Origin of the sequence: Paenibacillus xylanilyticus (genome assembly GCF_047246825.1) — a bacterium.
Lineage (GTDB): Bacteria > Bacillota > Bacilli > Paenibacillales > Paenibacillaceae > Paenibacillus > Paenibacillus xylanilyticus_B.
Map to the genome: position 1 here is coordinate 1,446,117 of NZ_JBFOLB010000001.1, position 18,805 is coordinate 1,464,921.

The 18,805-nt window shown below is 46.4% G+C and carries 15 protein-coding genes; 3 read left to right on the forward strand and 12 right to left on the reverse strand.

The genetic code is table 11. The features are described from left to right. Positions 1 to 130 precede the first annotated feature (130 nt). From glgD to AB3N00_RS06120, 5 genes are all read right to left on the reverse strand, one after another. Positions 131 to 1,234: a glucose-1-phosphate adenylyltransferase subunit GlgD gene (gene glgD / locus AB3N00_RS06100; protein WP_413033786.1), complete on the reverse strand. Its 1,104-nt coding sequence runs from the start codon at positions 1,232 to 1,234 to the stop codon at positions 131 to 133. 26 nt (positions 1,235 to 1,260) lie between these two features. Next, positions 1,261 to 2,430 (reverse strand): glucose-1-phosphate adenylyltransferase, encoded by a 1,170-nt coding sequence (locus AB3N00_RS06105; RefSeq protein WP_413033787.1) that lies wholly within the window; start codon positions 2,428 to 2,430, stop codon positions 1,261 to 1,263. Between the two features lie 558 nt (positions 2,431 to 2,988). After that, entirely contained in the window at positions 2,989 to 4,140 is a 1,152-nt protein-coding gene (locus AB3N00_RS06110) for an iron-containing alcohol dehydrogenase (RefSeq protein WP_413033788.1), read from the reverse strand. Between the two features lie 270 nt (positions 4,141 to 4,410). Further along, a complete protein-coding gene (locus AB3N00_RS06115; protein WP_413033789.1) occupies positions 4,411 to 6,105 on the reverse strand; it encodes a M3 family oligoendopeptidase in 1,695 nt (564 codons plus the stop codon). Between the two features lie 499 nt (positions 6,106 to 6,604). Beyond that, positions 6,605 to 6,952: a cupin domain-containing protein gene (locus tag AB3N00_RS06120; protein WP_413033790.1), complete on the reverse strand. Its 348-nt coding sequence runs from the start codon at positions 6,950 to 6,952 to the stop codon at positions 6,605 to 6,607. Between the two features lie 195 nt (positions 6,953 to 7,147). Between AB3N00_RS06120 and AB3N00_RS06125 the strand changes: the two genes are divergently transcribed. Both AB3N00_RS06125 and AB3N00_RS06130 read left to right on the forward strand, forming a co-directional pair. Further along, positions 7,148 to 7,885, forward strand: coding sequence for a hypothetical protein (locus AB3N00_RS06125; protein ID WP_413033791.1), 738 nt, complete (start codon positions 7,148 to 7,150; stop codon positions 7,883 to 7,885). Positions 7,886 to 8,021: 136 nt separating this feature from the next. Beyond that, positions 8,022 to 8,234, forward strand: a complete 213-nt coding sequence (locus tag AB3N00_RS06130; RefSeq protein ID WP_175396243.1) for a hypothetical protein — start codon at positions 8,022 to 8,024, stop codon at positions 8,232 to 8,234. Between the two features lie 113 nt (positions 8,235 to 8,347). On the opposite strand, the gene AB3N00_RS06135 is transcribed toward AB3N00_RS06130, so the two are convergent. Then, positions 8,348 to 11,089, reverse strand: a complete 2,742-nt coding sequence (locus tag AB3N00_RS06135) for a PAS domain S-box protein (protein ID WP_413033792.1) — start codon at positions 11,087 to 11,089, stop codon at positions 8,348 to 8,350. 271 nt (positions 11,090 to 11,360) lie between these two features. Between AB3N00_RS06135 and AB3N00_RS06140 the strand changes: the two genes are divergently transcribed. After that, positions 11,361 to 12,185: a protein-glutamine gamma-glutamyltransferase gene (locus AB3N00_RS06140; RefSeq protein ID WP_413033793.1), complete on the forward strand. Its 825-nt coding sequence runs from the start codon at positions 11,361 to 11,363 to the stop codon at positions 12,183 to 12,185. Positions 12,186 to 12,310: 125 nt separating this feature from the next. Here the strand turns inward: AB3N00_RS06140 and infC are convergent, their stop codons facing one another. From infC to AB3N00_RS06170, 6 genes are all read right to left on the reverse strand, one after another. Next, positions 12,311 to 12,802 carry a translation initiation factor IF-3 gene (gene infC / locus AB3N00_RS06145; RefSeq protein WP_413033794.1) on the reverse strand — a complete coding sequence of 164 codons (492 nt, stop codon included), beginning with the start codon at positions 12,800 to 12,802 and terminating at the stop codon, positions 12,311 to 12,313. Between the two features lie 99 nt (positions 12,803 to 12,901). Next, on the reverse strand, positions 12,902 to 13,834 hold the full coding sequence (locus AB3N00_RS06150; RefSeq protein ID WP_175396239.1) for a manganese-dependent inorganic pyrophosphatase: 933 nt from the start codon (positions 13,832 to 13,834) through the stop codon (positions 12,902 to 12,904). 363 nt (positions 13,835 to 14,197) lie between these two features. Then, entirely contained in the window at positions 14,198 to 14,521 is a 324-nt protein-coding gene (locus tag AB3N00_RS06155; RefSeq protein WP_413033795.1) for a (2Fe-2S) ferredoxin domain-containing protein, read from the reverse strand. Positions 14,522 to 14,625: 104 nt separating this feature from the next. Next, the gene (locus AB3N00_RS06160; protein WP_413033796.1) at positions 14,626 to 15,399 is read right to left on the reverse strand and encodes a metallophosphoesterase family protein; all 774 of its coding nucleotides are present in this window, start codon (positions 15,397 to 15,399) and stop codon (positions 14,626 to 14,628) included. 69 nt (positions 15,400 to 15,468) lie between these two features. Then, positions 15,469 to 16,476 carry an LLM class flavin-dependent oxidoreductase gene (locus tag AB3N00_RS06165; RefSeq protein ID WP_413033797.1) on the reverse strand — a complete coding sequence of 336 codons (1,008 nt, stop codon included), beginning with the start codon at positions 16,474 to 16,476 and terminating at the stop codon, positions 15,469 to 15,471. A 250-nt stretch (positions 16,477 to 16,726) separates the two neighbouring features. Next, positions 16,727 to 18,664 carry an LTA synthase family protein gene (locus AB3N00_RS06170; RefSeq protein WP_413033798.1) on the reverse strand — a complete coding sequence of 646 codons (1,938 nt, stop codon included), beginning with the start codon at positions 18,662 to 18,664 and terminating at the stop codon, positions 16,727 to 16,729. Positions 18,665 to 18,805 lie beyond the last annotated feature (141 nt).

Sequence of the window (18,805 nt, forward strand, 5' to 3'; positions counted from 1 at the left end):
CCGGGGATAAAGGTGAACGCTACGCTTCTCCAGGTTTTTTCTGCCCTCTTCGTTCACATGCAATTTCAATTTTCACCAAGTATACAGAATTTTTATTTTATTTATAGATGATATCGGTTAACAGCTGGTATTAGATAATAGTGCTCTTTGCCAAGATATACGGGTTTGACGGATCCCCAATCAGCGTCTGTCCACCCGTCAGTTTCACGTCTTTGTCCAGAATCACATTCTCCAGTACCGCGTCTTCACCGATATAACATTTTTGCATAATAATCGAACCTTTGATTTTGGCTCCCTTGGCTACGTGCACACCCCTGAACAATATGCTGTTCTCCACTTCTCCGCCCACAATACATCCGTTTGCAAGCAGTGAGTGCTTCACCTCGGCAGTGTCAAGGTATTTGGCAGGTGCCTCATACTTGATCTTGGTCTGAACCGGTTCTTCCTTGAACAGTTGTTCATACAATCCCGTATTCAATAATTCCATACTGTTGCGATAATAGCTGTCAATTGAATTGATTACGGCGTGATAACCATCATAGGCGTATGCCGCAATGTTCAATCCATCCGGATTTTTCTGGATGACATCACGGAAGAAATTACTCTCGCCATGATCTATGCAGCGCTGTACCTGGCGCAGGAACAATTTCTTTTCCATGATGAAAATTTCTGTATATATATTCGGGTGATCGGCGCTTTGGTGAATGTCCACCACGTTACCGTTCCCGTCATGTTCAACTTTGACACAGGCGTCGTGCTCAGGAAGCAGTTGGCCCACTCTTTTGCAAACGAGAGTCACGTCTGCTCCCTTGCTTACATGATATCTGTAGACATCCTGCAGATCCGCTTTGGTCACATGCCGACTACCCGCATGAACCACGTATTCCCCCGCCCCACGGTGGAAGAAATCAAGATTGTTGTGAAAATGCTGCAAATCCCCCTGCGACGTATCGGTCGGATCATTCCAGTCCGGCGGCAAGATAAACATGCCTCCATGCTTGCGGTCCAGATCCCAAGGCTTGCCGTCACTCAGGTGATCCATCAGCGAACGGTATTTGCGGCGGACAAAAACACCAATACTCTCAATGCCCGCATTCATCATGTTGGACAATACAAAATCAATCAGACGGTAACGCCCCGCATAAGGCACTGCGGCTCCGCAGCGAAAGTACGTCAATTCCTTCAATTCCTCTAGTTCCTGATCAAGGTTAATAACACCGATTAATGGTTTCATCGCATGCACCGTCCTTTGGGCTCAGATTAGACTTTAGTTGTCATTCCCTGTTGAAGCTGTCGTTCCAATTCCTCCTGGTCAACAAGCAACACGTCACTTTCATCCTCTGGAGCAGGAGATAGATAGACTCCATCTGGTATGACCAGCCCTTCGGCAATGATGGCCTTGTGAATGCGGACGTTTTGCCCAATCTTTACCCGAGGCATTACGACTGAATCAATTACGGAACTATGCTCTCCGACCTCCACCCCGTAGAACAATACGGAATGATTGACCTCACCATGAACAACGCTGCCCTCACTAATAATGCAATTCCGCACCTTGGCGGCAGGCGAAATATACTGTGCGGGCTGGTTCGGATTACGGGTATAAATGCGCCAATCCGGATCATTCAGGTTGAGCGGTGTATCCTCATCCAGCAGATCCATGTTGGATTCCCACAGACTGCGGATGGTGCCTACATCTTTCCAATAGCCTTCAAAAGGGTAGGCATATAAGGATTTTTCATTTTCAAGCAATAAGGGAATGATGTCTTTGCCAAAATCGTATGAGGTGGATGCCTGCTGTTCGTCCTGGATCAGGAAGCGTTTCAATACATCCCACTTGAAGAGATAGATACCCATGGAAGCAAGTGTGCTTTTGGGTTCAGGAGGCTTTTCTTCGAATTCGTAGATGCGGTAGTCATCGTGGGTGTTGAGCAGCCCGAACCTGCTGGCCTCTTCCAGCGGAACGTCAATGACGGATATGGTGCAATCTGCATCTTTCTCTTTGTGATACTGGAGCATTTTTTCGTAATCCATTTTGTAGATGTGATCTCCTGATAGAATAAGCACGTGTTCTGGATCGAATTGTTCAATAAAGTTCAAATTGCGGTAGATCGCATCCGCCGTGCCACGGTACCAGCTGCTCCCGTCTTCACGTTCATGTGGAGGAAGTACATATACTCCGCCATTTTTGCGATCCAGATCCCAATCACTGCCGATGCCAATATATGAATGGAGTACCAGAGGTTCATATTGTGTGAGCACACCGACGGTGTCGATGCCCGAATTGGAGCAGTTGCTTAGAGGAAAATCAATGATCCGGTAAGTCCCGCCAAAATATACAGCCGGCTTAGCCAGTGATTTGGTCAACCCTTTTAACCTTTTGCCTTGCCCTCCTGCGAGCAGCATCGCTACAACTTCTTTTTTTGCCATCATTACAGCCTCCTCCACGCGCATTCGTTCTAGTTCATTTCAGAGCCCATAATCTTGTATTCTGTTGTGTGGACGCTGTTGTCATGATTAGGAGCATGCTGTACAGACAAACCTTGTACATTGGTGTGAAATCTCTTTGAGATTGCAACTGAACATCATTCATTGTCATGTCTGAGTAGGGTGATCATTGCAGAGAGTAGCCGTTACTTGCCGTGCAGAGGTGATTGGTGGATTCGAAATTAAGATGTACCCCGTGAAAAATGCAATACACAATCCCTAATTAACATTAAACACGAAACGGGCTGAGGAATCTTGCTGGAAACGTAAGACAAAAGTTCAGGTCTGAAATCACTCCTTTCTGATGCTGTTGTGATTAGATTATTGTATTCGCTATACAGGAATCAAAATCCTTTTGGTTCTGTACGAATGATCAAAATGCAAAAATAGTAATGTCTAAGTGTCATGACAAAAAACCGGGACTCCTCCCGGTTCATATGCCTGCTTTACATTATTTATCTGCTACCTCACTCAGTGCTTTATAACTGGCATGTCTATTACTTATATAATCTTGCGGAAAAGCTCCACGACTTCTTCTTTGGAAGGCTGATACGGATTGCCTGGGGCACACGCATCTTTCATTGCATTATCCGCAAGCAGTTCAAGATCAGGATCCGTCACACCCAGTTCAGACAACTTCTCTGGAATGCCCACTTCCCTGGAAAGCTGGCGAATGGCATCGATGACATATGTGGAACATTCCTCATCACTCTTGCCCTTCACATTCATGCCTATGGCTTTGGCAATATGCCGGAATTTGCCGGGCACATGCTTCGCGTTCATCTCCTCCACATAAGGAAGCAGCATGGCGTTACATACACCATGCGGCAGATCATACACTCCCCCGAGTTGATGCGCCATGGCATGCACGTAACCCAAACCGGCATTATTAAAGGCGATACCACCCAAGAAGCAGGCATAGGTCATATGTTCCCGTGCTTCGAGGTCACTTCCGTCTCTGACGGCTCTCGGCAGGTATTCAAAGATCAGCTCAACCGCTGCTGCAGCTGTTGCGCTGGTCACTGTAAATCCACCAGGGGTCACCATTGCTTCCACCGCATGAGTTAAAGCATCCATGCCTGTTGCTGCCGTAAGGCTGGCTGGCTTGCTCAGCATCAATTCCGGATCATTCACTGACAGGGAGACCAGACTGTTTCGATCTACCATTACCATTTTCACCTTTCGTTCCTCATCTGTAATCACGTAGTTAATGGTCACCTCGCTCGATGTACCTGCTGTAGTGTTAAATGCTACAAGCGGCACAGACTTATGATGGGATTGATGTAATCCTTCGTAGTCACGAATATGTCCACCATTGGTAGCTACGATGCCAATCCCTTTGGCTGCGTCCTGGGGCGAGCCTCCACCTATGGATATAATGGCGTCACAGCCATGTTCCTGAAACATTTTCAGACCCTCATGCACATTTTGACACGTTGGATTGGGCTGTACTTCATCATATACGACATAGTCTAGCCCTGATTTTCTTAATATAGACAATACCTGTTCCGCTACACCAGAAGAGATCAACTGTCGATCACTTACAACTAGTGCCTTGCAAATATCCATGTCCTGAATCATCCTGCCTGCTTCCTGTAAACATCCTCTACCCATCAAGTTCACGGGCGGAACATAATAAGCATGTGTTGCCATCTGAACCAGCCTCCTGTAACCCCTGATTTACTGTCTTCATTGTAACTGAATCCGTTTTCACATTTAGTGAAATAAATCACAATAAGCCTGAGAAATGTTACACAGCCACATTATTTCACTCCACTTTTACAGTGTACATCCCATTCAATCTATACGAAAAAGCGGCTCTGAAACCTTTGGTTTCAGAGCCGCTTCATTTTCACTTGCCGAGTCAGTGTACCATTCAGCCATTTCTCGATAGACAGGTACTTGGTTCAACAAAGCCCCAATTTACAACGCTTTATCGTCTACCCCATCCAGCCAGGCTTCAATATCACCGATAACAGATGAGACACAACCGTCCTCGAACGGAGAGTTCAGTCCTGCCAGTTCAACCAATCCTGTGAAAGAGAGACTTCCTCCCGCTTTGCACAATGTGAGATAATCGGCCCATGCAGACTTCATATCCTCGTTACTGCGTTTCCAGAACTGGAATGCACAGATCTGTGCCAGGGTGTAGTCAATGTAATAGAACGGCGAGGAAAAAATGTGTCCCTGCTTGTGCCAGAATCCGCCCTGCTCCAGATAGGCATTATCCTTGTAATTGATGTGTGGCAGATACGTTTTCTCAATGTTGCGCCATGCCTGTTTGCGCTCAGCCGGTGTTGCATCCGGATTGGCATAAACAAAGTGCTGGAATTCATCCACCGCAACACCATAAGGAATAAACAGCAATCCGGAAGACAGGTGATCGAACTTGTATTTGTCCGTATCTTCCTTGAAGAACAATTCCATCCATGGCCATGTGAAGAACTCCATGCTCATGGAATGAATCTCTGCCGATTCGTAAGTCGGCCAGTTGTATTCCGGCACTTCAAAGTGACGGCTCTCATAAACCTGGAACGCGTGTCCCGCTTCGTGTGTCAGGACATCGATATCACCGGAAGTACCATTGAAGTTCGAGAAAATAAACGGCACTTTATAATCATTCAGGAAGGTGCAATAGCCTCCACCCTGCTTGCCTTTTTTGCTCACCAAATCCATCAGTTCGTTATCCGTCATCATCTGGAAGAACGTATCCGTCTCCGGTGACAATTCAGCGTACATTTTTTTACCATTTTCAATAATCCAGTCCGGATCACCTTTCGGTGTCGGGTTACCTGTCTTGAAGCTGAAACCCTGGTCATAATAATAAAGGGTATCCACATCAATCCGGCTGCGCTGACGCTCTCTGAGCTTTGTTGCAACCGGCACGATATAATCACGAACCTGCGCTCTAAAGTTGGCTACCATCTCTGCGTTATAATCAGTACGGTTCATGCGGTCATAGCCCAGTTCCACATACGACGGATAGCCTAATTTTTTCGCGATTTGCGTACGCACTTTCACCAGTTCATCGTAAATGCGATCAAATTCCGCTTCATGCTCGGCCATGAATGTATATCTTGCTTCCGAAGCGCGCTCGCGCATGGAACGGTCCGTGGACAATTCAAAAGGATGCAATTGCGGCAATGTACGTTCTTCACCTTCAAACGGAATTTTGGCCGAAGCAATCAGCTGGTTGTATTCCGTGGAAAGTTTGTTCTCTTTTTGAAGGTCCTCGATAATTTCCGGGCTAAATGTTTTCAGGGACTGCTCCGCTAGTTGGAACAGCTGTGTTCCCCATTTTTGCTCCAGTTCAGCACGGAATTTGGAGTTAACCAGTGCCCGATAATAATCGGTAATGTATTCTTGAATGATTGGGGAGCTTTCATCGAGAAATTCGTTTTCTGCTTTGTAGAACGTATCATTGGTATCAATGGAATGACGGATATAGACCAATTGCGCCATGGTCTCAAAATCACTGCGCAGGACGTTAATTTGATCCATAAATCCACTCTGCTCTTCAACCGTAGCTGCTGCTTCAAACCCTTTCAGAAGCTCATGGAATGATGTTTTGATTTTTTCCAGATCGGGACGTGTATACGTATATTCACTAAATTTCATTTATGTACACCCTTTCCTCTTAGGCATATTTCGGGAAATATCCCGAGTTGGACTAATCCCTATTATACAAAAGAGCAGCCTAAAAATCCCATCTTTACGAAAAATATTTGTCCATCGGTCAAATTGCACAACACGTTTCGTTATATATATTACGTACCAATGTCAGGTACTTCTCAAACAGAAGCTCTCTGACAAATGGTCCTCATAAACAAAAAATAAACAAATAAGCCCGCCCCGCATGATCGCGAAGCAAGCTTATAGGCTTGTCTCCTATTTTCTGTTAGATTAGCTCTTGTCTTTGTCCATAATCTTATAGAACCAGCCCATTCCGACCATGCCCACAACCATTACGGCCACCATAATAATGATGTATGTCATGAATGTAACCCCCCTGCTCCCGAGTATTCAACACACTACTACCAGTTTACACGTTGAAACGCCATTTGAATTGTCCGAACATTGACAAAAATACGACATCTTTAATTTTAATCAAAAAATATTATTCCACATCCACCGTATCCGCATCCATATGTTCAAAACAGAGATTAACCGTCCGCACGTTGGCGCGGGTTCGGTGAATAACTCCAGCAGGTATCGTAATCATCTCATGAGGTTTCAGGGATACTGTCTCCCGATCCTTAAAATCAATCAGAAGCTCGCCCTCAAGTACAATAAAAAGCTCGTCCGACTTGCTGTGATAATGCCATTTGTAATCCCCTGTAAATACGGCAATCCGCAGGCAGCTCTCATTGACATCATTAATGACAAAGTTCCGGTATTGCTCCTGAATGTTCTGGCTAATTTGATCCAGATTCACAACTTCCCTTTTCGAATGACTCGTTTCCACAATACATCCCCCTTTTTCGCTTTGAGTTAAAAAATGCATCTGAACTCAGTTCGACTTCCCACTTCCTTTGGTCATATCATACCATTAAGCTACGAACCACATGTTCCCAGCTCAACGTTTCATCCGCGATATTTCCGGTGTATACTATAATTCTATGATTGGATAGGGACTATTTACATAGAAAGGTTGAAATCAATGTCGACTCGTATTCCTTTACGTCATCTATTTCTTACAATTATGCTAAGCCTTATGCTGGTTATTCTATCTGCTTGTGCGGATGGAGAAGCCCATCTCACGGTCAATATGGATGGCTCAACTGATCTGGATCTAAATCTCGGCGTAGCCGAATCAGCACTCGGAAAGATTGGACAAGACAATCTAATGACCCTGCTCGAAGATGCCCTGAAACGAAACAACTTCCAGGCAGAGGTGGTTGATGAAGGAGAACGGAAGCAGCTCTCGGCAACAACACATTATGAGAAAAGCAACACGGCTTCAAGCTTCGATATGTCCCAGCTACCTGCCGGAATCCAAGTGGAACAGTCGACTGAGCCAGGCTTCTTCACTTCCAAATTCCACATTACGGCAACCGCTGACCTGATGGAATCCATGCCGGATGGAGAGATTAAAGACCAGATCAACAAGGTGCCGAGTTTCCTCAAAAACCTGCTGCTAAAAGACGTGAATTTCGATTTCAAATTGAGTCTGCCGATCAAGGCAGACGATTCCAACGCGGATCTGGTTGAAGATCAGGGGAAGACACTAACCTGGCACGTTTCACCCCTCAATCCGAATACACTGGATTTGACGGTACAGGTTCCCAACATTCGAAACATTATCATCACAGCGGTCATTGCTTTGATTGTTATCGCTGCACTGCTTATCTGGTTTTTTGTCCGTCGCAAACGGACAAGACACCGCCGAAAGGGATAACTTCATCCGGCAAATGTTAAAACTGGGCTACAATTGGATGTTTGACTTGCCAAACCGTGTTATGGATAGTAGAATACATCCGTACTGTGAGAACGGTTAAATTCATTATGAAATAGCTAAAGAGGTGACAGGCTTCATGAATATCCGGGAATGCCCACTGCCTGGTATCGGAGTTAAGTACCAGTTTGATACAAAAAGCGGCAACCAACTGGTTATTATTGTACACGAAGATGGACGCCGCGAATTGTTCTCTGTTGATCCAAGTGATCAGGAAGAACTTACGTTGATTGCGGAACTGGAAGATGACGAATGCGTAACCCTCTCCGGATTGATTGGAGGATGGTCCTGATCCCTTTCGGTTCATGGACATGTGTTTAAACCAAAAAGCCTGACCCCACACCCGGGGTCAGGCTTTTTGACTATCATTAATCCTACTTAGCATTGACATTGCTTCTGTTTATATTAACGATGAGCCCGGATGTATGGAACCCACGTACGCAGTACACGAGTAATTTCAGATGAGCTGAACGGTTTGCTGATAAAGTCCTGCATTCCGCATTGGAGGCATGCCTCACGGTCGCTAGCACCCGCAAATGCCGTTATCGCCGCGATGACCGGAATCTCGGGATGCGTCTGTCTTATTTTGCAGGTTGCTTCGATCCCGTCCATAATAGGCATCTTAATATCCATGAAGACGATATCGTAGGATTCCCTTTCCAATGCACGTACCGCTTCATCTCCATTTTCAACAATATCACACACACCGCCGTGCTTGCGAAGCAATTCTTCCATCAGGTGGCTGTTCACTGGCTGATCCTCGGCAATTAAAATCCGGATATTGGCTGCCAGCTGGGATTGATCGTCATATCCATCTGTTTCTTCTGAACCTTCCACTACATCACCGGATTCGTCCTGCCACTTTTCAAGCAGAAGAGTGAAATGAAACTCTGCTCCCTTGCCCATTTCACTCTGTACTCCAATGGCTCCGCCCATCAGTTCAACCAGCTTTTTGCTGATCGCAAGTCCAAGCCCGGTTCCTCCGTATTTACGATTAATGGCCGGATCCAGTTGGGAGAACGATTGAAACAATTGATGCTGTTTGTCCATGGGGATGCCTATGCCCGTATCTTTTACGACGAAAGAAAGGTTCAGTTTGTTCGGATCGCCATCTTCGGCGACACTGGCATCCACACGAATCTGAATGCTGCCTTTCTCCGTAAATTTGACCGCATTGCCCACCAGGTTAATCAGAATCTGACGAATTCGGGTTTCATCCCCTCTCACACGTTCAGGAATCCGATTAGACATCTCACAATACAGCTCTATATTTTTCTCCGCAGCTTTTAAGGCAAAAAGTTCAACAACATTCGCGAGCATCTCCTGGATATCCACTGCTTCGCGTGACAGATCCATTTTACCCGCCTCTATTTTGCTGAAATCGAGTATTTCATTGAGAATGTGGAGCAGCGACTCGCCGCTATCGATTATAATTTCGGCGAATCCGGATTGCTCTGCATCAAGTTCTGTTTCCTTTAACAAATGGGCCATGCCCATAATTCCGTTCAGTGGTGTGCGAAGCTCATGACTCATAATCGCAAGAAATTCAGATTTGGCACGGTCGGCCTGTTCGGCTGCTTCCTTGGCACGAATGATGTCCTTCACCGATGTCATATCGCGGAACACCAGCACACCTCCGCGGGTATTCCCTTGGTCCATAATCGGTTTCAGCTGAAACTCTGCGAGGAAGCTGGAGCCGTCCTGTCTCCAGAAAACGGACTCCGTTCGCGGCAGGCTTCGACCTTCACGAACAGCCTTTACAATGGGTGTTTCATTCACAGGATAGGGTATCGCCTCGCTTTGCATCTGCAGGATGATATGCTCAAAGTGCCTGCCATTCATTTCGCTTGGACAAAAACCCATCATCTCGGAAGCAGCCGGATTGGCAAAAATCAATCTGCCATTCTGATCCAGTCCAATGACTCCTTCAGACATCGCATTCAGGATCAAGGCACGTTCGTAGCTTAAATTCTCGATCTCCTCCACATACCTCTTCGATTCCGTGATATCACTTGTAATCCCATATACACCAACGACCCGATCCTCAAGGATAATGGGAACATTAATAACTCGGGTTTCAATTCGGCGTCCGTCCTGGTGAATCAACCCAATTTCGTAACTTTGGGCATTTCCTTTGACGGATTCTTCAAAATGGTACCGGGTTTTGGCCAAATCCACCGGATCAATCAGATGATCAAAGGATTGACTAAGCAGCTCCTCCTTTGAATGACCTGTCAGAAGTTCCTGGCCAACGTTCGCTTTCAGCAAGTTGCCTTCCAGATCAAGTGAAGCTACGCCCAGCGGATTACAGTCAAAGAGTGACTGGTACTCCTGCAGACTCTGCTGCTGCTTTTTGCTAGCCGTCATATCCCGGGTCACTGCAATCATCTCCTGCAGGTTGCCTTTCTTATCGTAAACATAGTGGGATATGGTATCTGCCCAAACAACAGATCCATCCTTGTGCAGTAACCGATAGCTCATACGATCTGGAGCCAGACCTTGTATCTGTCCTGCAACATAAGCCTCAACGAGTGGAATATCCGCCGGATGAATACAGAATAAGCCCGATTGGCCGATCATTTCTTCAGGCTCATATCCCAGCATGCTTAGACAGGCTGGCGAAACATACTTGAACGTCCGCTCTGAATCAGCACGATGTATGGCAATAAGATCCAGGGAAGACTCTGTGAGCAGCCGAGAGATCCGGTTACTCTCCTCCAGCTGTTTACGCTGTTCGATCAAGCGCTGCTCCGCTTCCTTTTGATTCGTAATGTCCGCTGCCTGCACAAGCAGATACAGAGGATCATCGCTCGCCTCTTCCCTTACGATACAGGCTCTTATGGCCGACCATAGAAGAGAACCATCCTTGCGCTTCAGCCGAACCTCCGTTTCATACATTTGGCTTATTCCGTTCGTCATATCCCAAAACTTCGATCGAAGTTTCTCTATTTCCAGGTCATCGTCATGGATCATATGTACAATCGGGGAGTCAATCAACTCATTTTCCATAAAGCCGAGCATCTCGCAAAACGCCGGATTAAGCTGAAGCCAATGCCCGTTTACATGTGAAGCAACAGCAATGCCGATGGGTGCATATTTGTACAATTGTTCAAACAGAGAACGATTCTCTGTAATTGGATTCGACACCACTTATCCTCCTTTTTAAATTCAACATATTCCGTAATTAACAGGCTGAGCTGTACATAACTTCATCTATAGAGTAGTACCCCGAATGGGATGATGATTAAACGATATCCTATGAATCTTTTGCATGAATCGACATTTTATTTCGAAGTTTCATCCTTACTGCATCGCAGGCAAACTCATCCGGTTATTTGTCGTCATTTATATCCTTAAGATACTCGTGGTCTACCATTTGCACAAGCCTGTATGTCCAACGAAACGGAGGTTGTAATGTATGATCATCGTCGCCAATCAACCGCTTGATTTAGTGCCTACCCAGTGGTCTTCCTTTGAATGGCACTGGTTGCAGCAGCTGCAGAACAGACCCACCCTATATTCCTATCAGTCCATGGATCATCTTCAATTTGAATGGAAACTTCGGGCCTCCCTGGTTGAAGCCGCTGAGGGGCTGAATGCCAGCGGCGTCAGCTTTGCTTCATTTGAAAAATCCAGGTGCAACCCCGCGTACTGGAATCTCAATAATGAAGGAGGGTTCGAGCTTAAACCGAATGTAACTCCGGCAGATGGAATCCGGGATATTTGGAGAAATGGTTCCTTGTATGCATTTGAATGTGCAACCGCTACAGTCATTGTACTCTATGGAGGCGTACTCGGCAGTATCCGCGAAGAGGCCTTCAATTCACTCTTTCGCAACTTGCTGCTCTTTGATTGGCATTATGACAGTGACCTTCGCCTAACCGAGAAAAACGGCAGCCGTTTCGCACTTCCCGGAGATGTGCTTTATTTCAAAAACCCGGATGTCTCTTCCGAAACACCAGAATGGCAAGGGGAAAACACCATCATGCTCCGCGAAGATCTGTATTACGGTCATGGGATAGGCATTGCCTCTGGAGGGCAGATCATTCGTACGTTGAATCAATTCCGCACTCCAGGCAGCAGAGTTACGGCCTACTTAATGGATAACGTCATTTATCCCGATTTTTATTATCTGTCCCGCTTTGCCGAAAATAGTGATATAAACATGCCTGCAGGTTCTACGCCTGTTTTGCCAGGACAGTTATATGTACGTGTTGGCGGCAGCCGGTATTTGCGAACATGATTCAGATCGCTTGGGGAACGTGAGAGCAATGTGTTTCATATTTCTGAAATAGCATAAAAAGAGCCCGATGAAAGAACAGATCCACTGCTTTTTCATTGGGCTTCTTCTTTTTGGGAAATAAAGTGCTATTCGTGCGGGTCCAACTGGACAACAACTTGTTTGCCACTCACCTGAACACCTGTTGTCTTACTGCCGTATTCAGATAGTGACTTGCATAATTGCTCGGCCCATTCCTTGCCTGCGGTACCTTCTTTGCTTCCATGCACCTGTATGACCAGTTTAACCGAGTCACCTTTTTTCAAGATGCGTTCGGCCTGAGCTTGTTTCGTGTCCCGGTCATGATCTTCCATCTGCAGGTTAAGACGAATTTCCTTTACTTTGCGTTTATCTGGGGATTTGCCGATTTTTTTCTTCTCCTGCTGCGCTTCCTGTTTGGCTGCTCCGGCACTGATTAGTTTGCAGGGCGGCGGACTTGTCATCAGAGACAGGCATACCAGATCGACTTTATGCTGTTTGGCAAGAGCCAGTGCCTCTTTTGTAGACATAATGCCCAGATCCTCACCGTTCAGTCCGGTCAGCTGGATTTCGGATGCTTTAATCTTTTCATTTTTAATCATGGTGAATTTCTCCTTTACAGCAAAAGCCTGTCCTGACCTATGACAGATCAGAGCAGGCTTGGATAAGATTATCGCTGCATTCAAGTACGAGACCTTAAATTACAGGTTGTTGAATGCTTCGGTCAGAACCGGAACAATTTGCGATTTACGAGACACAACGCCTTTCAGCAGTGCTCTGCTATCGGAAAGGGTTACGTTATATGCTTTTTCAACTGCTTTGGTTGACTCACCGTAAGCCAGCGCGACGGAATCATTGTTCAGGATGTCAGTTACGACAAATACGAACAGATCCAGACCTTTACTTGAAATAATTGCTTCAATTGCGGCTTCAAGTTCAGGTTGTTTCACAAGTACATCATTGACGTCAACGGCATTCACTTGTGCAATTTCCACTTTCGCTTGACCCATAGCGAATTCTTTCGCATCCAGGGAAATCAGTTCAGCAATTGTTTTTTGGCTCAGGTCCGCGCCAGCTTTCAGCATTTCCAGACCGTAGCTGTCTGCATCCACACCTGCAATGGCAGCCAGCTCACGTGCTGCTGCTACATCCTGCTCTGTGCAAGTCGGGGATTTGAACAACAGGGAATCGGAAATGATCGCGGACAACATCAGACCTGCAATCGGTGCACTGACTTCCACGCCATTTTCTTTGTACATTTTATTCAAAATGGTTGCTGTACAACCTACAGGTTCTGCACGGAAATACAGTGGCTGGCTTGTTTCAAAGTTGGCAATTCGGTGGTGGTCAATAACTTCAGCCACAGTCACTTCTTCAATATCGCTTACACTTTGCTGACGCTCATTGTGGTCAACCAGGATGACCTTGTTAACTTCATTCGCAGCAGTTTTAATCAGACGTGGTGCTTCAACTTTGAAATGATCCAGTGCAAACTGGGTCTCACCGTTCACTTCACCAAGACGAACAGCTTCAACGTCCTGACCCAATTTGGTTTTGAGATCTGCATAAGCAATCGCAGAACAGATTGTATCCGTGTCGGGATTTTTGTGACCGAAGATTAACGCTTTTTCCATATTTATAGCCCTCCGTCAATTCTGATTTATACAGAATGGGAAAATTCAACGTTACACAGACCACTACGACGTCAGAACAACCTTCGGATCACTGTTATCGCCCGATTTTTTAATCCCTTTTTGTAAGGGAAAATCCGGTGATAAAGGTGAACGCTGCGCTTCTTCAGGTTTTTATCTGCCCTCTCCGTTATCGTGTAACTCTCTCCTCATTCCGTATAGAAAAATATAATTAGACATATTTTAATTCATACCCTTACTGATTATAGCGTCTATAAGACTTACTTCCAATCCCTTTACAGCGAATTAAGTGAAAATCGTTCTCAAATTCACCTCTTCACACTGCGTTTTGGAAGGAAGCACTTCCTATTTGGAAGCCGTTTGAGCAACACTCGCAATCAGGTGACTCTCAAGCTTCTCCCCTTCACACAGTGCCTGTACCAACGCTCGGCCTGATTCGGGTGTCATGTTGCCATACCAATCCCCCTGAGGATATACGATCGATACACAAGCATCATCGCACCGTCCATTACAACGTGTTCGTGTCGTATGAATAAATCCACCGGCCTGCTGTTTGATAATTTCGTCCCGTACTGCCTGAGTAACTTCCTCGCCTTCGTTACGCATGCAGGTACCGCCATTGCAGAGCAAGATGTGATGCTGAAGTTGATCCAGATTATAAATAGCCAAAACTCGGTTCATTCCCCTCGACTTCGATATGATATGTATTGAAAATCAAGCACCTCTATAAAATTATAAAGTAGCATACGGAATCTGGATACGCAATGCAAATATTAAACTGCCGAACCCTGACCGCTCTCTCCCTTTTTCACATGAAACGTTCGTATACTGCCATCCTCGCCAATCTCCAGCATGTTCAATTGAGCGCCATACGCGCATCCGCCATCTATGCCGATCTTGTCTCCACTGGAATCAAACCAGATGCCTGGATGGTCATGCAGATGCTTCACAGGGGTGTGTCCAAATACCACCGTATCCGGGATGGAAGTTGGCCTTGTGTAGAATTCTTCCCGAATCCATATAAAGTCTCGCTCAGGCTGGTTACGCCAGTCCTCAACGTCGGGGTTAATTCCTGCATGCACGAAAATATAGCCAGGAACTTCGTACACCAAGGGAAGTTCATCGAGAAAACGAAGATGATGCTCATACTGTTCACGAATCCACCGCTTGGCTTCCGTATAGGCAGTCCAATCGATCTGTTCCTCGTCAAAACTTACCTCCACATAACTGCCCAGTGTCTGCAGCCCGCCATTGCGAATCCAATGCCTGTCGTACTCTTCAACATCGTTCATCAGCGCTTTGACCATCATGGCATCATGATTGCCCTTGATAACCACTATACCGTGCGTTTGCCGCAGTTCCATAATCTGCTCAACTACCTGCCGGCTCTTCGGTCCCCGGTCCACATAATCCCCAAGCAAAATCAGTTCGTCCTGACCGGGATCAACATTCACTTGATTAAGCAGCGCATTGAATTCATCATAACAGCCATGAATATCACTTATGATACATCTGCGAATGTGAATTCCTCCTTTCTGCTCACACAAGAATACAGTTGAAGCCCCGCACAGCGAGGCACCAACCCTTTAGAAATATAAATTCCCGTTCAACCGGTGTTAATCCTTCTTCAATCCAAAAGCTTCAGCGATCAGGCCAAAAGAGCGCAGACGTGCTTCAAAAGAGTGAATCGCTGATGCAATGATGACTTCATCGGCTTCGTGACGTTCTGCCATGGCTGTAATTTTCTCCTTCACCTGATCAGGCGTTCCCACGATGGAGAAGGAGCGACGCTGACGGATCTGTTCCATTTCCATCGCCGTATACGGATAATTGTGTACAGTTTCCAGCGAAGGGAAGGAACTCTGTTCCAATCCTCTGCCAAGACGCAGAAAGAACAGTTCATTACTGCGGGCCAGTTCTGCCGCTTCTTCCTCCGTCTCCGCACAGAAAGCCGATACGGCAATCATGGAATGAGGCTTGTCATTCAGAATCGATGGTTTGAAATGTCTGCGATAATGCTTCATCGCTTCTTCTCCGCCAGGTGTACCGAAGAATTGTGCAAATGCATATGCCGTTCCCTGTGCTGCAGCAATTCGGGCACCTTCTGAACTTGAGCCCAGCAGCCAAACTTCAGGTACAGTCGGCACGGATGGTCCAGCCACTAATGATGCAAAACGGTGTCCCTCTGGCAGCTGTTCGTGGAAATAACCGCCCAGGTCAGCGATCTGCTGCGGGAAAAATTGTACATTCGATGCTTTGCCCTCATTCAGCGCCCGGCTCGCGATTGGCATGCCGCCTGGTGCTCTGCCAATGCCGAGATCAATTCGTCCTGGGTGCAGCGCCTCAAGCAAACGGAAGTTCTCTGCGACTTTATAGGCGCTGTAGTGTGGCAGCATCACGCCGCCGGAGCCTACCCGGATGCGATCGGTATGAGCTGCTACATGGGCAATCATCACTTCCGGACTGGAAAAGGACAGCGCTCCGCCGCCATGATGCTCGGACATCCAGAACCTGGAGTACCCAAGTTCATCGGCATGCTTCGCAAGGGTCACCGTCTCCTGGAGGGTGTCCTGCACACTGCGTCCTTCATTGATATGTCCGTGTTCGAGTACACTAAGTTTCATCTATATTCATCCTCTCGTCTTCTGCGTTGTTGGCTGCATATTATGTTAAAAATCTCGCTCATCCCATTGTAACATTATTAATTACAGTTTCAAAATAAATCCTGATTTTATGATTACCGGACGGAGCATTGAACCTGGGCACTTCACCTATCTCATTATTTACACGGATCCGTAAACTATGAATACAAAAAAACGTCACCAGCATGAGCAGCAGCTGGCGACGTTACTTTTGATCAGAGCCTACATTCCGTTATGGTGCTCGTTTGGGCAGCAGCTTCACGTACTCATCAGATAACCTCATCAGGCTGAGCACATGCTCATAATCCGAACGATACGGTTCCAGATCGGTAACCGGTTCATACGTTGTGAGCGAGTAGGCTGTTCCATCTTCAAAACCTGCACCCGGAATAAACATGATGTCATTATTCACAAATGAGCCTGTCGGCAAGTAATAGCGGATACCGAACGCATTATGATCCATATTCAGCAGATCATGCCCAAATGCGGTGAACTGTTCTTCTTTTAACGAAACACCCATCAAATTCATGACCGTCGGCAAAATATCGAGCTGGCCTCCAGGCTGTTCAATCACTTGACCTTTCACCTGGTTTGGCGTGTGAATCAGGAGAGGAATGTTAAAACGACTCACTTTGCCATCATACGGGACATTCAGGTTGGCCTGAATCTGCTCCGTAATTTCGTCATTTGCGGGCAATCCGAAGTGATCCCCGTAGATGACAAGTGTTGTATTCTCCCACAACCCGTTGGCCTTCAGTTCGTCAATCAGCTGTCCGACCGCATAATCGGTGTAATTAATCGCTTGTAAATAGTCATGCAGCAATGTATTCGTAATCGTTGCAGGAATGGTAATGCGTGCTCGATCCGCTGGCACCGTAAACGGTGAGTGGCTCGATGCTGTGATGAACTGAGCATAAAATGGCTGGTTTGCCGCCTGATGCGCAGCCATCTTTTCCACACCTACACGATACAATTCCTCATCCGATGGACCAAAATCGTTAAAGCGGTCATTTTCGAAGCTCGGCTTGTCAAAGTATCGATCAAATCCAAGGGCAGGATACATCTTGTTCCGATTCCAGAACGTCACGTCATTGACGTGAAATGTCTCTGACTGATAACCTTCCTTGCGAAGCAGCTTCGGAAGACTTGGCAGCTCGCGGTCACTATAACCGGCTGACATCGGGACAACCCCGGTTGGATAGATGGACGTATTGGACATAAACTCGGCATCCGAGGTGTTCCCCTGTCCGATCTGTTGGAAAAAATGAGAGAAATAATAGCTTTCTTTGGCTAAATCGTTCAGTACCGGTGTTAACACCTGACCATCCAGCGAAGCGTTTATCGGGAAGTTCTGGAATGATTCCAATTGCAGTACAATCAGATTGCTGCCTTTGGCCTGACCAAAATATTTGGCCTTGATCTCCGATCCCTGACTTGCTTGATCCTGATAAGGGTACTTGCTCACCAATTGATTGATTTTCTCGATCGTTTCATTAATATTGCCATTCGCAATGGCTTCGTTTTCCTTGCTCGTCAGAATGGCCGAAGATACCTGATAATTCAGGAACCCAAGATTTTCAGCCCGCACCAGTTCGTTATCAATGGTTTCGCCTTTGACAATGAAACTGCCTGACAGAACGATACAGAACGCAGCAGTAAGGGCTACGCCCAGCTTACCCCAGTATCTTCTGCGAATTCTTCCGAAATGCAAGCCACTGTCCCGGTAACTGCTGTTCCTTCCACTCGAACGTCGACTGCGCAAAATGAGCCAAACCGGAAGTGCGAGTATGATATCTGCAAAGAACAAGAAATGTGAAGGACGTACCAGTGGTCCGATACTTCCCCGTACCTGTGCAACCTGCCCTAGTTCGCTGAGTGCCGTATATGTCGGTACGGAACTGAAGTGCACGTTGTACAATGTAGCCGCGAATAGAATGAGAGAGAACAGCAGGTTAAACCCGCCATATACCATCCGCTTCCAACGCTTCGGCACGATGAGATCCAGTATGCACACCACGGTCAGAGCCCCCAAAGCATCGGTTACCAGACCGATCCCGGACAAACCTTGGAAAAAGAAATACCGCAAAAGCGACAGCTTCAGCAGCATAAGGATAAATAAGACGGCAAATAAAGTCCGTGAGGAGGTCCGTTCATTTTTGGAATTTAACATGGTCGCTTTCAACCCTTATCTGAAATTTTACGTTCATTTTACAAAACGCATATTTCAGTATAACAGTTTTGCAATTTGTATTCCATGAACGGACCCGAATTCCTATAACCAGCTTATTTGCATCATTCGTTTCAATCGATC

What these genes read in the sequence shown, in the direction of transcription:
- AB3N00_RS06130 (WP_175396243.1), top strand. Translation starts at nt 8,022, where the DNA reads ATGAATATCCGGGAATGCCCACTGCCTGGTATCGGAGTTAAGTACCAG.
- AB3N00_RS06165 (WP_413033797.1), bottom strand. Translation starts at nt 16,476, where the DNA reads ATGAAACTTAGTGTACTCGAACACGGACATATCAATGAAGGACGCAGT.
- AB3N00_RS06140 (WP_413033793.1), top strand. Translation starts at nt 11,361, where the DNA reads ATGATCATCGTCGCCAATCAACCGCTTGATTTAGTGCCTACCCAGTGG.
- infC (WP_413033794.1), bottom strand. Translation starts at nt 12,802, where the DNA reads ATGATTAAAAATGAAAAGATTAAAGCATCCGAAATCCAGCTGACCGGA.
- glgD (WP_413033786.1), bottom strand. Translation starts at nt 1,234, where the DNA reads ATGAAACCATTAATCGGTGTTATTAACCTTGATCAGGAACTAGAGGAA.
- AB3N00_RS06170 (WP_413033798.1), bottom strand. Translation starts at nt 18,664, where the DNA reads ATGTTAAATTCCAAAAATGAACGGACCTCCTCACGGACTTTATTTGCC.
- AB3N00_RS06115 (WP_413033789.1), bottom strand. Translation starts at nt 6,105, where the DNA reads ATGAAATTTAGTGAATATACGTATACACGTCCCGATCTGGAAAAAATC.
- AB3N00_RS06105 (WP_413033787.1), bottom strand. Translation starts at nt 2,430, where the DNA reads ATGGCAAAAAAAGAAGTTGTAGCGATGCTGCTCGCAGGAGGGCAAGGC.
- AB3N00_RS06150 (WP_175396239.1), bottom strand. Translation starts at nt 13,834, where the DNA reads ATGGAAAAAGCGTTAATCTTCGGTCACAAAAATCCCGACACGGATACA.
- AB3N00_RS06125 (WP_413033791.1), top strand. Translation starts at nt 7,148, where the DNA reads ATGTCGACTCGTATTCCTTTACGTCATCTATTTCTTACAATTATGCTA.
- AB3N00_RS06110 (WP_413033788.1), bottom strand. Translation starts at nt 4,140, where the DNA reads ATGGCAACACATGCTTATTATGTTCCGCCCGTGAACTTGATGGGTAGA.